A 13,202-nucleotide genomic window follows, 5' to 3' on the forward strand; every position below is an offset into this window, starting at 1 on the left:
ATTTACTTGAAAATATGGTATAATCGTTCAGTTAGAAAATAAATTTTGAATATTATAGAGGAAATCATGACAAAACTTAGAGAAGATATCCGTAACATTGCGATTATCGCCCACGTTGACCACGGTAAAACAACCCTCGTTGACGAATTATTGAAACAATCAGAAACGCTTGATGCACGTACTGAATTGGCAGAGCGTGCTATGGACTCAAACGATATCGAAAAAGAGCGTGGAATTACCATCCTTGCTAAAAATACAGCCGTTGCCTACAACGGAACTCGTATCAATATCATGGACACACCAGGACACGCGGACTTCGGTGGAGAAGTTGAGCGTATCATGAAAATGGTTGACGGTGTTGTCTTGGTCGTAGATGCCTACGAAGGAACAATGCCACAAACTCGTTTCGTATTGAAAAAAGCTTTGGAACAAGACCTTGTCCCAATCGTGGTTGTTAACAAAATCGACAAACCATCAGCTCGTCCAGCAGAAGTAGTGGACGAAGTCTTGGAACTTTTCATCGAGCTTGGTGCAGATGATGACCAGCTTGACTTCCCAGTGGTGTATGCTTCAGCGATCAACGGAACTTCTTCATTGTCAGATGATCCAGCTGACCAAGAAGCGACTATGGCACCAATCTTTGACACGATTATTGACCACATCCCAGCTCCAGTAGATAACTCAGATGAGCCTTTGCAGTTCCAAGTGTCACTTTTGGACTACAATGACTTCGTTGGTCGTATCGGTATCGGTCGTGTCTTCCGTGGTACTGTTAAGGTTGGGGACCAAGTTACCCTTTCTAAACTTGACGGCACAACTAAAAACTTCCGTGTTACAAAACTCTTCGGTTTCTTTGGTTTGGAACGTCGTGAAATCCAAGAAGCCAAAGCAGGTGACTTGATTGCCGTTTCAGGTATGGAAGATATCTTTGTCGGTGAAACCATTACTCCGACAGATGCAGTAGAAGCTCTTCCAATCCTACACATCGATGAGCCAACTCTTCAAATGACTTTCTTGGTCAACAACTCACCATTTGCTGGTAAAGAAGGTAAATGGGTGACTTCTCGTAAGGTGGAAGAACGTTTGCAGGCAGAATTGCAAACAGACGTTTCCCTTCGTGTTGACCCAACTGATTCACCAGATAAATGGACGGTTTCAGGACGTGGAGAATTGCACTTGTCAATCCTTATCGAAACAATGCGTCGTGAGGGATATGAACTTCAAGTATCTCGTCCAGAGGTTATCGTAAAAGAAATCGATGGTGTTAAATGCGAACCATTTGAACGTGTTCAAATCGACACTCCAGAAGAATACCAAGGGTCTGTTATCCAAAGCCTTTCTGAACGTAAAGGTGAAATGTTGGATATGATTTCAACTGGTAATGGTCAAACTCGTTTGGTCTTCCTTGTTCCTGCGCGTGGTTTGATTGGATACTCAACTGAGTTCTTGTCAATGACTCGTGGTTACGGTATCATGAATCATACCTTTGACCAATACTTGCCATTGATTCCAGGGGAAATTGGTGGTCGTCACCGTGGTGCCCTTGTTTCTATTGATGCTGGTAAGGCTACAACTTACTCAATCATGTCTATCGAAGAACGTGGTACGATCTTTGTCAACCCAGGTACTGAGGTTTATGAAGGAATGATCATCGGTGAAAATTCTCGTGAAAACGACTTGACAGTTAACATCACTAAGGCGAAACAAATGACTAACGTTCGTTCAGCTACTAAGGACCAAACAGCTGTTATCAAGACACCTCGTATCTTGACACTTGAAGAGTCTCTTGAGTTCTTGAACGACGACGAGTACATGGAAGTAACGCCTGAGTCTATCCGTTTGCGTAAACAAATCCTTAACAAGGCAGAGCGTGAGAAAGCTAACAAGAAGAAAAAATCAGCTGAATAAGAGCTAGAAAGAGATAAAGATGGTTTATTTAATCATAGGACTCCTCTTATTACTACTCTATGTATTTGCGACACCAGAAAGCATTAAAGGGACAGTCAATATCGTCCTTGTCGTCTTTGCCTTCGTAGCACTTTTGATTTTGCTGATGCTGTCTGTCCTGCAAATCTTTCAGCTACCGACAGAATTCTTTATCGCAATCGCCATGCTCCTCCTAGCATACTTTAGTTTGCGAGATATTACCCTCATGTCGGTTAGTAAAAACAAAAGAAGATAAAAAGAGAGTTTCGGCTCTCTTTTTGCTTGTTAGAATGCTGAATCTGAGCATTTTCATTTAGAATTATTTCCATAAAAATGGTAAAATAGTAAGAGTAGAAATGGAGTTCGAGACATGAAAGTAATAGATCAATTTAAAAATAAGAAAGTCCTTGTTTTAGGTTTGGCCAAGTCTGGTGAATCTGCAGCTCGTTTGTTGGACAAGCTAGGTGCCATTGTGACAGTAAATGATGGCAAACCTTTTGAGGACAATCCAGCTGCCCAAAGTTTGTTGGAAGAAGGAATCAAGGTCATTACAGGTGGCCATCCTTTGGAACTCTTGGATGAAGAGTTTGCCCTTATGGTGAAAAATCCAGGCATCCCATACAGCAATCCCATGATTGAAAAGGCTTTGGCCAAGGGAATTCCAGTCTTGACCGAGGTAGAATTAGCTTATTTGATTTCTGAAGCACCGATTGTTGGTATTACCGGTTCAAATGGTAAAACAACCACAACGACCATGATTGGGGAAGTTTTGACTGCTGCTGGGCAACATGGTCTCTTATCAGGAAATATCGGCTATCCTGCTAGTCAAGTGGCCCAAACTGCGTCAGACAAGGACACTCTTGTCATGGAACTTTCTTCTTTCCAACTGATGGGCGTTCAAGAATTCCATCCTGAGATTGCAGTTATTACCAACCTCATGCCAACTCATATCGATTATCATGGTTCTTTTGAGGAATATGTAGCAGCCAAGTGGAATATCCAGAACAAGATGACAGCGGCTGATTTCCTTGTCTTGAACTTTAACCAAGACTTGGCAAAAGACTTGGCTACTAAAACACAAGCTACAGTTGTACCATTTTCAACACTTGAAAAGGTTGATGGAGCTTATCTGGAAGATGGTCAACTCTACTTCCGTGGGGAAGTTGTCATGGCAGCGAATGAAATCGGAGTTCCAGGTAGCCACAATGTGGAAAATGCCCTTGCGACGATTGCTGTAGCCAAGCTTCGTGGTTTGGATAACCAAACCATCAAAGAAACTCTTTCAGCCTTTGGAGGTGTCAAACACCGTCTCCAATTTGTGGATGAAATCAAGGGTGTCAAATTCTATAATGATAGCAAGTCAACCAATATCTTGGCTACTCAAAAAGCCTTGTCAGGATTTGACAACAGCAAGGTCATTTTGATTGCAGGTGGTTTGGACCGTGGCAATGAGTTTGACGAATTGGTGCCAGACATTACTGGACTCAAGAAGATGGTCATCCTCGGTCAGTCTGCAGAACGTGTCAAACGGGCAGCAGACAAGGCTGGTGTGGCATGTGTGGATGCGACTGATATTGCTGATGCGACCCGCAAATCCTATGAACTTGCGACTCAAGGAGACGTGGTTCTTCTCAGTCCTGCCAATGCTAGCTGGGATATGTATGCTAACTTTGAAGTACGTGGCGACCTCTTTATCGACACAGTAGCGGAGTTAAAGGAATAATATGAAAAAAATTGTCTTTACAGGTGGGGGGACGGTTGGACACGTGACCCTCAACCTTTTGTTAATGCCCAAGTTTATCGAAGATGGCTGGGAAGTCCACTATATCGGAGATAAACGTGGTATCGAACACCAAGAAATCCTCAAGTCAGGTTTGGATGTTACCTTCCATTCCATTGCGACTGGAAAATTGCGTCGTTATTTCTCTTGGCAAAATATGCTGGACGTCTTCAAAGTTGGCTGGGGAATTGTCCAGTCGCTCTTTATCATGTTGCGACTTCGTCCACAAGCACTTTTTTCAAAGGGAGGCTTTGTCTCTGTGCCACCTGTTATCGCAGCCCGTGTTTCAGGAGTGCCTGTCTTTATTCACGAATCTGACCTGTCTATGGGCTTGGCCAATAAAATTGCTTATAAATTTGCGACTAAGATGTATTCAACCTTTGAGCAAGCTTCGAGTTTGGCTAAGGTTGAGCATGTGGGAGCAGTGACAAAGGTTTCAGACCAAAAAAATCCAGAACCGGATGAATTGGTGGATATTCAAACCCACTTTAATCCTAAATTGCCAACTGTATTGTTTGTCGGTGGTTCTGCAGGTGCTCGCGTCTTTAACCAATTGGTGACAGACCATAAGAAAGAACTGACAGAGCGCTACAATATTATCAATCTAACTGGAGATTCTAGCCTAAATGAGTTGAGCCAAAATCTCTTTCGTATGGACTATGTGACCAGTCTCTATCAACCCTTGATGGAATTGGCTGATATTGTTGTGACACGTGGTGGTGCCAATACGATTTTTGAGCTCTTGGCCATGGCAAAATTGCATGTTATTGTGCCACTTGGTCGTGAAGCTAGTCGTGGAGACCAGATTGAAAATGCAGCTTACTTTGTAAAAAAAGGCTATGCAGAAGAGCTTCAAGAAAGCGATTTGACCTTGGACAGTTTAGAAGAGAAGCTTTCTCACTTACTAAGTCACAAGGAAGATTACCAAGCTAAGATGAGGGCTTCAAAGGAATTGAAATCTCTAGCAGATTTTTATCAATTGTTGAAAAAAGATTTATCATAAGGAAAGTAAATGTCAAAAGATAAGAAAAATGAGGGCAAAGAAATCCTCGAAGAATTTAAAGAGTTATCAGAATGGCAGAAACGAAACCAGGAATATCTAAAAAAGAAGGCTGAAGAAGAGGTAGCCCTAGCTGAGGAGAAGGAAAAGGAAAGACAAGCACGAATGGCTTCAAAATCTGAAAAGTCAGATGCAACCGAGGACCAAGAGAGTGAATCTGATCCAAAAGACCCAAAATCAGCTAAGGAAGATGCTGAAGAAAAAGTAGAAGAGTCAGAAGACGTCAAAAAAGAAGTAGTCAAAGAAGAATCAAAGTCTAAAAAGACAGAGAAAGAGGATAAACGGGATAAAAATGCAGAGAAAAAGCCTGTTAAGGAAAAACCGGTCAAACCGAAAATTCCAGGAGTTCATATCTGGCGGGCTATCTCGATTTTGTTTCTCAGTCTGATTTTATTGGTTGTCTCTGCTTATTTGCTCAGTCCTTATGCGACCATGAAGGATATTCGTGTTGAGGGAACAGTGCAAACTACAGCTGATGATATTCGACAGGCTTCAGGTATTCAGGATTCGGATTATACGATTAACCTTCTGCTAGATAAGGAAAAATATGAAGAGCAGATTAAGTCTAACTATTGGGTTGAATCAGCTCAGCTTGTCTATCAATTTCCAACCAAGTTTACTATCAAGGTCAAGGAATATGATATTGTGGCCTACTATGTTTCTGGTGAAAATCATTATCCTATTCTTTCCAGTGGTCAGCTTGAAACCAGTTCTGTGAGCTTGGTCAGTCTGCCAGAAACTTATATATCAGTTCTCTTTAATGACAGCGAACAAATCAAGACCTTTACCTCAGAACTTGCTCAAATTAGTCCAGAACTCAAGGCGGCTATCCAAAAGGTGGAACTAGCCCCAAGCAAGGTGACATCAGATCTAATTCGATTGACCATGAATGATTCGGACGAAGTTTTGGTTCCTCTATCTGAAATGAGTAAGAAACTGCCATATTACAGTAAGATTAAGCCTCAATTGTCAGAACCGAGTGTGATTGACATGGAAGCTGGAATTTACAGTTACACTGTGGCGGATAAATTAATTATGGAGGCTGAGGAAAAAGCCAAACAAGAGGCCAAGGAAGCTGAGAAGAAACAGAAAGAGGAAGAGAAGAAAAGGCTGGAAGAACAGCAGAATAAATTGGAAGAAGAGAAGAAAAAATTGGAGGAAGAAAGCAATCGAAACCAAACAAGTCAGCGTTCATCGCGTCGCTAGGCTTACCTTTTCTCCTATAGCTCTTTAGTTGCCATGTTTTTACTTGACAAGTGCTAGTAGAAATAATAGAATAGTAAAAAACCTTTAAAGCAGTCCAGAGAGGCAGCTAAGGTTAGACGGTGAAAGGGTGGAGACTACCCATTTTTCGTGGAACCTTGCTGTTGGCAGGTTCCTTTTTTCGTGGCTTCTGTTGACCAGACTCTCTCACTAGCAAAGGTAAAAGGAGAAACCTATGCGAGAACATCGTCCAGTCATTGCTCTTGATTTTCCTAGTTTTGAGGCAGTCAAGGAATTCTTAGCTCTTTTTCCAGCAGAAGAAAGCCTTTATCTCAAGGTAGGGATGGAGCTCTATTACGCAACAGGGCCTGAGATTGTGTCCTACTTAAAAGGTCAGGGTCATAGTGTCTTTTTAGATCTCAAACTTCATGACATTCCTAATACAGTCAAGTCAGCCATGAAGGTTTTGTCTCAGCTCGGTGTCGATATGACCAATGTTCATGCGGCTGGTGGTGTAGAGATGATGAAGGCTGCGCGTGAAGGTCTTGGAAGTCAAGCGAAGTTGATTGCTGTAACGCAGCTGACCTCAACATCAGAAGCTCAGATGCAGGATTTTCAAAATATCCAAACCAGCCTGCAAGAGTCTGTAATCCACTATGCTAAGAAAACAGCTGAAGCGGGCTTGGATGGTGTCGTTTGCTCGGCTCAGGAAGTGGAACTCATCAAGCAGGCCACCAATCCAGATTTTATCTGTCTGACACCAGGGATTCGCCCTCAGGGAGCTGCAGTTGGAGATCAAAAACGCGTTATGACACCTGCTGATGCCTATCAAATCGGTAGTGACTATATCGTAGTGGGACGTCCCATTACCCAAGCTGAAGATCCTGTTGCAGCTTATCATGCCATCAAGAATGAATGGACACAGGACTGGAATTAAAGAACTAGATTAGAAAAATAAAAGGAGAATACCATGACACTTGCTAAAGATATCGCTAGCCACCTCTTGAAAATCCAAGCCGTTTACCTCAAACCAGAGGAGCCTTTCACTTGGGCATCTGGTATCAAGTCACCCATTTATACAGATAACCGTGTGACCCTTGCCTATCCAGAAACTCGTACCCTCATTGAAAATGGCTTTGTGGAAGCTATCAAAGAAACCTTTCCAGAGGTAGAAGTGATTGCAGGAACTGCAACAGCAGGGATTCCACACGGAGCTATTATTGCTGATAAGATGAACTTGCCATTTGCCTACATCCGTAGCAAACCAAAAGACCACGGAGCTGGTAACCAAATCGAAGGCCGCGTAGCTCAGGGGCAAAAGATGGTAGTGGTTGAAGACCTTATTTCAACAGGTGGTTCTGTTCTCGAGGCCGTGGCAGCAGCCAAGCGAGAAGGAGCAGATGTGCTTGGAGTTGTAGCGATTTTCAGCTACCAATTGCCAAAAGCAGACAAAAACTTTGCAGATGCTGGTGTTAAGCTGTTAACACTTTCTAACTACAGTGAACTCATTCACCTAGCTCAAGAAGAAGGTTACATCACACCAGAAGGGCTCGACCTTCTAAAAAGCTTTAAAGAAGACCAAGAAAATTGGCAAAATGCTTAAGACATAGAAAATCAGGTAGTCACTAGGATTACCTGATTTCTTTTTGTGATGTTATTGGATCTTATACTCAATGAAAATCAAATATAATCCAAGGTGAAGCTGATATGGTTTGAAGAGATTTTCGAAGAGTATTAGTCAACTTTTCCACCTTCAACAACCAGGTCATCTGCTTTAGCAGCGTCACCGTAGGTTGGGTGAAGTGTTTTTTCATAGGCCTTATGGAAGAAGTTTTCTTTGCCTAATTTTTCAATATCTTTATTGATGAAGTCTAGCAATTCTTGGTTGCCTTTTTGAACTGCTGCTGCAATGGTATCTGGATTACCGAGAGAAGTAATTCCTACTTCAAATCCTTTGTTTTCAAGCGCCCAAGCTAGGACTTCAGTATTGTCGGTAGAAAAGGCATCTCCACGTCCGTCAAGAAGAGCTTGGTAAGAGTCACTGTATTGGTCGTATTTTTGGAGTTTTACTTCTGGGTGATTTTTCTCAAAATAAGTTTCAGCGGTCGTTCCTTTTGTAACAATCAAGGTTTTGCCTTCTAATTGTTTGACATCTGTAATGAGACCAGTCTTAGGTGATACGACACCCAGAGAAACTTTCATATATGGAAGGGCAAAATCAACTTGTTTCTTGCGTTCGTCAGTCACTGTAAAGTTGGCAAGAGTAATATCTACCTTGTTTGAAATCAAGTATTCAGCACGGTTGGCAGCGTCGACTGAAACGTATTTAACCTTTACCCCAAGGTCTTGTGCCAGTTGGTTCCCAAGTTCGATATCGTAACCTTGGTAAGAACCGTCATTGTCAACGTAACCAAAAGGTTTCTTATCTCCAAATACGGCGATTCGCAGTTCGCCGCTTTTTTTGATTTCATCGATTGTGCGAGCCTTGGCAGTCGTTTTTCCAGATGATGAACCAGCATTTCCACCTGAGCTACAAGCTGTGACAAAGATTAGGGCGAAGGCAAGTGCCAAAACAGTTAAGAGTGGTTTGAATAGTTTCATAAGAATCTCCTTTATAGATATGAGCCAAATTGGCTAAAGTCAAAGACGTTTAAAAATTCCTGGGCTCGTTTGGTTTGCGGATTGGTAAAGAAGGCTTGAGCTGTTCCTTCTTCAGCGATTTTCCCTTGGTCGAGGAAGATAATCCGATCGGCAATTGCTTGGGCAAACTGCATTTCATGGGTTACTAAAATCATGGTACGGCCTTCTTGGGCCAAGTCATTGATGAGTTCCAGAACCTCACGCACCATTTCTGGATCCAGCGAAGCAGTCACTTCGTCAAAAAGGATGATTTCTGGATGCATGAGGAGGGCACGGACAATTGCAACCCGTTGTTTCTGTCCACCAGATAATTGACGGGCAAAACTATGTTGTTTGTCTAGCAAACCAACACGTTCCAGTAGTTGCAGAGCTTCTTCCGTTACTTCCTTCTTGTCTCTTTCCTGAGCCTTGATAGGGCCTAGGATGAGGTTTTGAAGGACATCCAGATGGGGAAAGAGTTCATAGCTTTGAAAGACCATGCCAATCTTTTGGCGAACTAGGTGAAAGTCTTTTTTATTTTCAACGATAGACTGACCATGCAGCAGGATATCTCCACCTTGAATATTTTCTAAGCCATTAAGGCAACGAAGGAGGGTACTTTTACCACAACCAGATGGTCCTAGGATGACGACAACTTCCCCTTTTTTGATTTCTAGAGAAAGTCCTTGGAGGATGGGATTGTCTCCGAAGGATTTTTTTAGTTCCTTGATTTCTAAAATAGTTTCAGACATTTAGTTCCTCCAATGTTTTTCTAAGTGAGTGGATAGTTTGGAAATAGGAAAGCAGACTGCGAAATACAAGACCAGAATGGTTCCATAAATCCAGAAGGAAGCTGTTGGGATAGTCAAACGATTGCTATCGATGATTTGTTGTCCAACTTTGGTAACCTCTACAACTCCAATCAATACGACTAAGGAAGTGGTTTTGATCATCCGAGTGACAAGGTTGATGGCTTGTGGCAGTAATCTTCTAAAGACTTGTGGGATAATGATGTGGTAGTAAAGTTGAACATTGGTTAAGCCGAGTGCCTGTCCACTTTCAAACTGATGCTTAGGAAGGGAAGTGATGGCTCCACGGACCAAGTCCCCCATCTCAGCTGTTCCCCAGAGGGTGAAAACGATAATAGCAGAAGTCTCACCTGAGATATTGATATTAAAGTTTCGAGCCAAGCCAAAGTAAACGATGAAGAGTAGCACCAGTTGGGGCATGATACGGATGAATTCCAGATACAATCGTGTTAAAAATCGTACGATTCTAGAATGGGAGGTCATAATGATTCCCATGACTGTTCCGAACATCATGGATAAGAGGACAGACAGGATGGATATCCCAATCGTAACGCCCAATCCCTGTAAGATTCTCAGGAGATTATTTCCCTGGAAGAGTACTTGGATTCCCGAATCCTGCATGGCGGAGCCTCCTTTCTATCCAACTAAAGAGCAGTGAGATGGGTAGCAACATGATAAGATAAGCAACTACCAACATAGCTAGCGCAATGTCTGTCTCATAATATAGTCCAATCAAGTCCTTGGCAACGTACATGAGGTCGGCCAAAGCTACTGCTGAGAAAACAGAGGTTTCCTTGATGAGGAAAATGACATTGGCACTAAAGGAGGGGAGTGCCACAGCTGTTGCTTGCGGAAGAACCACATAGCGAAAGACCTGTACAGGCGTCAGACCGATTGCTAATCCAATCTCCTGCTGGGTTTGACTGACGGCTTCCAGCCCACTTCGGAAAGATTCTGCCATATAGGAGCCTCCTAAAAAGACCAGTCCTAAAGTGGCACAGACTTCTGAAGATAGGACAATCCCTACTCTAGGAAGTCCGAAGTAGAGAAAGAAGAGTTGAATCAAAAGGGGCGTATTACGTGACAATTCAATGTAGGCTGTCGCTACTTGCGCCAAAACTGGGATTCGATAATGTCGGATGATACTAATGATTAAACCGAGCAGAAAGGATCCCAGAATTCCCCAAACTGCAATATGTAAGGTTAGAAGAAATGCCTTTTGATATAGTGGTAGATATTGTTCAACAATGGACCAATCCAAAAATAGAACCTCCTATCTAGAAATAATACAGTTATTGTAGCACTTAAAATCTTCTTTGGATAATATGTATTTTTTATTGCCGTTATAAGGATTTTTTATCATAGACATAAAATTTCTGAAATTTACAAACAAAATATTTGAAAAGTGTTGAAAAAAGAGTTAAGATATTTTTGTAATATACAAAGTAAACGCTTACTTATTAAGGAGGGCATTTTATGTCATACAAAACAAGCAATGCAGAAGGTCATGTAGATTTCATTAATACTTATGATTTGGAGCCAATGGCTCAACAAGTTATTCCTAAAGCAGCATTTGGCTATATCGCTAGTGGGGCGGAAGATACTTTCACTTTGCGTGAGAATATTCGTGCCTTTAACCACAAACTCATCGTTCCGCATACGCTTTGCAATGTAGAAAATCCAAGTACAGAGATTGAATTTGCAGGTGAAAAATTGTCTTCACCAATCATTATGGCGCCTGTTGCGGCTCATAAATTGGCAAATGAACAGGGTGAAGTGGCGACTGCGCGTGGTGTTCATGAGTTTGGTTCTCTCTATACAACCAGCTCTTACTCTACTGTCGACCTTCCAGAAATTACGGAAGCCCTTCAAGGGACACCTCATTGGTTCCAATTTTACTTTAGTAAAGATGATGGTATTAACCGCCACATCATGGATCGTGTGAAGGCTGAAGGCTACAAAGCGATTGTCTTGACTGCAGATGCAACTGTAGGGGGCAATCGTGAGGTGGACAAGCGCAATGGTTTTGTCTTCCCAGTTGGCATGCCGATTGTTGAAGAATACCTGCCAGAAGGTGCTGGTAAATCAATGGACTTTGTTTATAAATCAGCTAAACAACGCTTGTCTCCACGTGATGTAGAATTTATCGCTGAATACTCAGGACTTCCTGTTTATGTCAAGGGACCACAGTGCCGTGAGGACGTTGAACGTTCGCTTGCTGCAGGTGCCTCTGGTATCTGGGTAACCAACCACGGTGGTCGCCAAATCGACGGTGGACCAGCTGCCTTCGACTCACTTCAAGAAGTAGCTGAAGCAGTTGATAAACGCGTGCCAATTGTCTTTGACTCAGGTATTCGTCGTGGTCAACACGTCTTTAAAGCCTTGGCCTCAGGTGCAGACTTGGTAGCTATTGGTCGCCCTGTTATCTATGGCTTGGCCCTTGGTGGTAGTGTCGGTGTACGCCAAGTCTTTGAACACTTGAATGCAGAATTGAAGACAGTTATGCAGTTATCTGGAACTCAGACCATTGAAGATGTCAAACACTTCAAACTCCGTCACAACCCATACAACCCAACCTTCCCAGTTGACCCACGCGACTTAAAATTGTATTGATAAAAAGATTGCCTCCACTGAATGTGGAGGTTTTTGTTTGTGTTTTAAACGTTTGAATAAAGGAAAATCATATAAAAGTCTATATAAATATATTTTTCAATCAAATATCTTGCTAGGGCTTTCATTTTTTGCTATACTGGTGCAGTAATTAAATAATAAAGACATTTGGGGTGCTTTAGGCTGAGATGATACCCATTGAACCTGATACAGTTAAGACTGGCGAAGGGAAATGTGAAACGTTTTTTCGTATGGCGAAATGAACGATCTAATCTTGTAAGTCAACTCTAATTCTTGATTGTAATTGGAGTTTTTTGTTTATAGAAGCTGGATGAAGGTGATACAAAGCATTTAGGTAGCTCTTCTTGAACGCCCTTGATTTTCTTTAAAAAGGTCAAGTAAAACTAGGATTTTCTTGATGTTTTGTTGATTACGAACGAGTAAAGAGAGGAAAAGTAAATATGGAAAGACAAGACTATGCATTTGAGCCAGGTTTGATTGTTGGAGAATTATTAAAAAGCAGTCAGAAGGATTGGCAGGCTGCAATCAATCATCGTTTTGTTCAGGAACTTTTTGCGGGGACAATTGAGAATAAGGTCTTAAAAGAATACCTGGTTCAAGATTATCACTTCTTTGATGCCTTCTTATCCATGCTGGGTGCTTGCGTAGCCCACGCAGACCAGCTTGAATCCAAGCTTCGTTTTGCCAAGCAACTAGGCTTTCTTGAAGCAGATGAAGATGGTTATTTCCAAAAGGCTTTCAAAGAGTTAAAAGTATCTGAGAATGACTATCTGGAAGTGACCTTGCATCCTGTAACAAAAGCCTTTCAGGAGCTTATGTATTCTGCTGTGTCTTCATCAGACTATGCCTATCTTTTGGTCATGCTGGTCATTGCAGAAGGGCTCTATCTAGACTGGGGTTCTAAAGATTTGGCTCTACCTGAAGCCTATATTCATTCGGAATGGATCAATCTCCACAGAGGTCCTTTCTTTGCAGAGTGGGTTCAATTTCTGGTTGACGAACTCAATCGTTTCGGGAAAGGTCGAGAAGATTTGACAGAACTTCAGGAACGCTGGAATCAAGCAGTTGCCTTAGAATTAGCCTTTTTTGATATTGGCTATGACGCCTAGTGAAGGTTTAGGATATTTACAAATTTGATGAGGTAAATTATTCAATGTAAATAAAAAAATTTCTT

The 13,202-nt window shown here is 42.0% G+C and carries 13 protein-coding genes and 1 riboswitch; of the genes, 9 read left to right on the top strand and 4 right to left on the bottom strand.

Translation table 11 applies throughout. The annotated features are described in order from the left end of the window. The first annotated feature begins 66 nt into the window (after positions 1–66). The 7 genes from typA (at position 67) to pyrE (ending at position 7,572) form a co-directional block, all read left to right on the top strand. A complete protein-coding gene (gene typA, locus DXN33_RS08240) occupies positions 67–1,908 on the top strand; it encodes a translational GTPase TypA (protein ID WP_000164111.1) in 1,842 nt (613 codons plus the stop codon). A gap of 19 nt (positions 1,909–1,927) precedes the next feature. Then, positions 1,928–2,182 (top strand): DUF3165 family protein, encoded by a 255-nt coding sequence (locus DXN33_RS08245; protein ID WP_049551683.1) that lies wholly within the window; start codon positions 1,928–1,930, stop codon positions 2,180–2,182. 114 nt (positions 2,183–2,296) lie between these two features. Further along, complete coding sequence (gene murD, locus DXN33_RS08250) at positions 2,297–3,649, top strand: UDP-N-acetylmuramoyl-L-alanine--D-glutamate ligase (protein ID WP_115904833.1); 1,353 nt, start codon at positions 2,297–2,299, stop codon at positions 3,647–3,649. A 1-nt stretch (position 3,650) separates the two neighbouring features. Beyond that, positions 3,651–4,709 carry a UDP-N-acetylglucosamine--N-acetylmuramyl-(pentapeptide) pyrophosphoryl-undecaprenol N-acetylglucosamine transferase gene (locus DXN33_RS08255; RefSeq protein WP_115904834.1) on the top strand — a complete coding sequence of 353 codons (1,059 nt, stop codon included), beginning with the start codon at positions 3,651–3,653 and terminating at the stop codon, positions 4,707–4,709. A 9-nt stretch (positions 4,710–4,718) separates the two neighbouring features. Next, complete coding sequence (locus DXN33_RS08260; RefSeq protein WP_115904835.1) at positions 4,719–5,972, top strand: cell division protein FtsQ/DivIB; 1,254 nt, start codon at positions 4,719–4,721, stop codon at positions 5,970–5,972. Between the two features lie 232 nt (positions 5,973–6,204). Next, positions 6,205–6,906 carry an orotidine-5'-phosphate decarboxylase gene (pyrF, locus tag DXN33_RS08265; RefSeq protein WP_115904836.1) on the top strand — a complete coding sequence of 234 codons (702 nt, stop codon included), beginning with the start codon at positions 6,205–6,207 and terminating at the stop codon, positions 6,904–6,906. Between the two features lie 33 nt (positions 6,907–6,939). Continuing rightward, positions 6,940–7,572 carry an orotate phosphoribosyltransferase gene (gene pyrE / locus DXN33_RS08270; RefSeq protein ID WP_033679983.1) on the top strand — a complete coding sequence of 211 codons (633 nt, stop codon included), beginning with the start codon at positions 6,940–6,942 and terminating at the stop codon, positions 7,570–7,572. Between the two features lie 131 nt (positions 7,573–7,703). Here the strand turns inward: pyrE and DXN33_RS08275 are convergent, their stop codons facing one another. From DXN33_RS08275 to DXN33_RS08290, 4 genes are read right to left on the bottom strand one after another with little or no spacing between them, the layout of a single operon-like run. Continuing rightward, the gene (locus tag DXN33_RS08275; RefSeq protein ID WP_000765263.1) at positions 7,704–8,570 is read right to left on the bottom strand and encodes a cysteine ABC transporter substrate-binding protein; all 867 of its coding nucleotides are present in this window, start codon (positions 8,568–8,570) and stop codon (positions 7,704–7,706) included. Positions 8,571–8,581: 11 nt separating this feature from the next. Next, a complete protein-coding gene (locus DXN33_RS08280) occupies positions 8,582–9,340 on the bottom strand; it encodes an amino acid ABC transporter ATP-binding protein (RefSeq protein WP_115904837.1) in 759 nt (252 codons plus the stop codon). After that, positions 9,341–10,018, bottom strand: a complete 678-nt coding sequence (locus tag DXN33_RS08285; RefSeq protein ID WP_115904838.1) for an amino acid ABC transporter permease — start codon at positions 10,016–10,018, stop codon at positions 9,341–9,343. After that, positions 9,978–10,658 (bottom strand): amino acid ABC transporter permease, encoded by a 681-nt coding sequence (locus DXN33_RS08290; RefSeq protein ID WP_115904839.1) that lies wholly within the window; start codon positions 10,656–10,658, stop codon positions 9,978–9,980. Before DXN33_RS08290 ends, DXN33_RS08285 begins: the two co-directional genes overlap by 41 nt. Positions 10,659–10,873: 215 nt before the next feature. Between DXN33_RS08290 and lctO the strand changes: the two genes are divergently transcribed. Next, complete coding sequence (gene lctO / locus DXN33_RS08300) at positions 10,874–12,010, top strand: L-lactate oxidase (RefSeq protein WP_000120723.1); 1,137 nt, start codon at positions 10,874–10,876, stop codon at positions 12,008–12,010. A gap of 156 nt (positions 12,011–12,166) precedes the next feature. Then, positions 12,167–12,255: riboswitch (TPP riboswitch) on the top strand. Positions 12,256–12,468: 213 nt separating this feature from the next. Next, positions 12,469–13,137 (top strand): TenA family protein, encoded by a 669-nt coding sequence (locus tag DXN33_RS08305; protein ID WP_115904840.1) that lies wholly within the window; start codon positions 12,469–12,471, stop codon positions 13,135–13,137. The last annotated feature ends 65 nt before the right edge of the window (positions 13,138–13,202 follow it).

Origin of the sequence: Streptococcus sp. NM (assembly GCF_003390135.1) — a bacterium.
In the GTDB taxonomy this organism is placed as follows: Bacteria; Bacillota; Bacilli; order Lactobacillales; family Streptococcaceae; genus Streptococcus.

Excerpts from the sequence above, each read along its gene's own strand:
- typA (WP_000164111.1), top strand. The coding sequence starts at position 67 with ATGACAAAACTTAGAGAAGATATCCGTAACATTGCGATTATCGCCCAC.
- DXN33_RS08245 (WP_049551683.1), top strand. The coding sequence starts at position 1,928 with ATGGTTTATTTAATCATAGGACTCCTCTTATTACTACTCTATGTATTT.
- murD (WP_115904833.1), top strand. The coding sequence starts at position 2,297 with ATGAAAGTAATAGATCAATTTAAAAATAAGAAAGTCCTTGTTTTAGGT.
- DXN33_RS08255 (WP_115904834.1), top strand. The coding sequence starts at position 3,651 with ATGAAAAAAATTGTCTTTACAGGTGGGGGGACGGTTGGACACGTGACC.
- DXN33_RS08260 (WP_115904835.1), top strand. The coding sequence starts at position 4,719 with ATGTCAAAAGATAAGAAAAATGAGGGCAAAGAAATCCTCGAAGAATTT.
- pyrF (WP_115904836.1), top strand. The coding sequence starts at position 6,205 with ATGCGAGAACATCGTCCAGTCATTGCTCTTGATTTTCCTAGTTTTGAG.
- pyrE (WP_033679983.1), top strand. The coding sequence starts at position 6,940 with ATGACACTTGCTAAAGATATCGCTAGCCACCTCTTGAAAATCCAAGCC.
- DXN33_RS08275 (WP_000765263.1), bottom strand. The coding sequence starts at position 8,570 with ATGAAACTATTCAAACCACTCTTAACTGTTTTGGCACTTGCCTTCGCC.
- DXN33_RS08280 (WP_115904837.1), bottom strand. The coding sequence starts at position 9,340 with ATGTCTGAAACTATTTTAGAAATCAAGGAACTAAAAAAATCCTTCGGA.
- DXN33_RS08285 (WP_115904838.1), bottom strand. The coding sequence starts at position 10,018 with ATGCAGGATTCGGGAATCCAAGTACTCTTCCAGGGAAATAATCTCCTG.
- lctO (WP_000120723.1), top strand. The coding sequence starts at position 10,874 with ATGTCATACAAAACAAGCAATGCAGAAGGTCATGTAGATTTCATTAAT.
- DXN33_RS08305 (WP_115904840.1), top strand. The coding sequence starts at position 12,469 with ATGGAAAGACAAGACTATGCATTTGAGCCAGGTTTGATTGTTGGAGAA.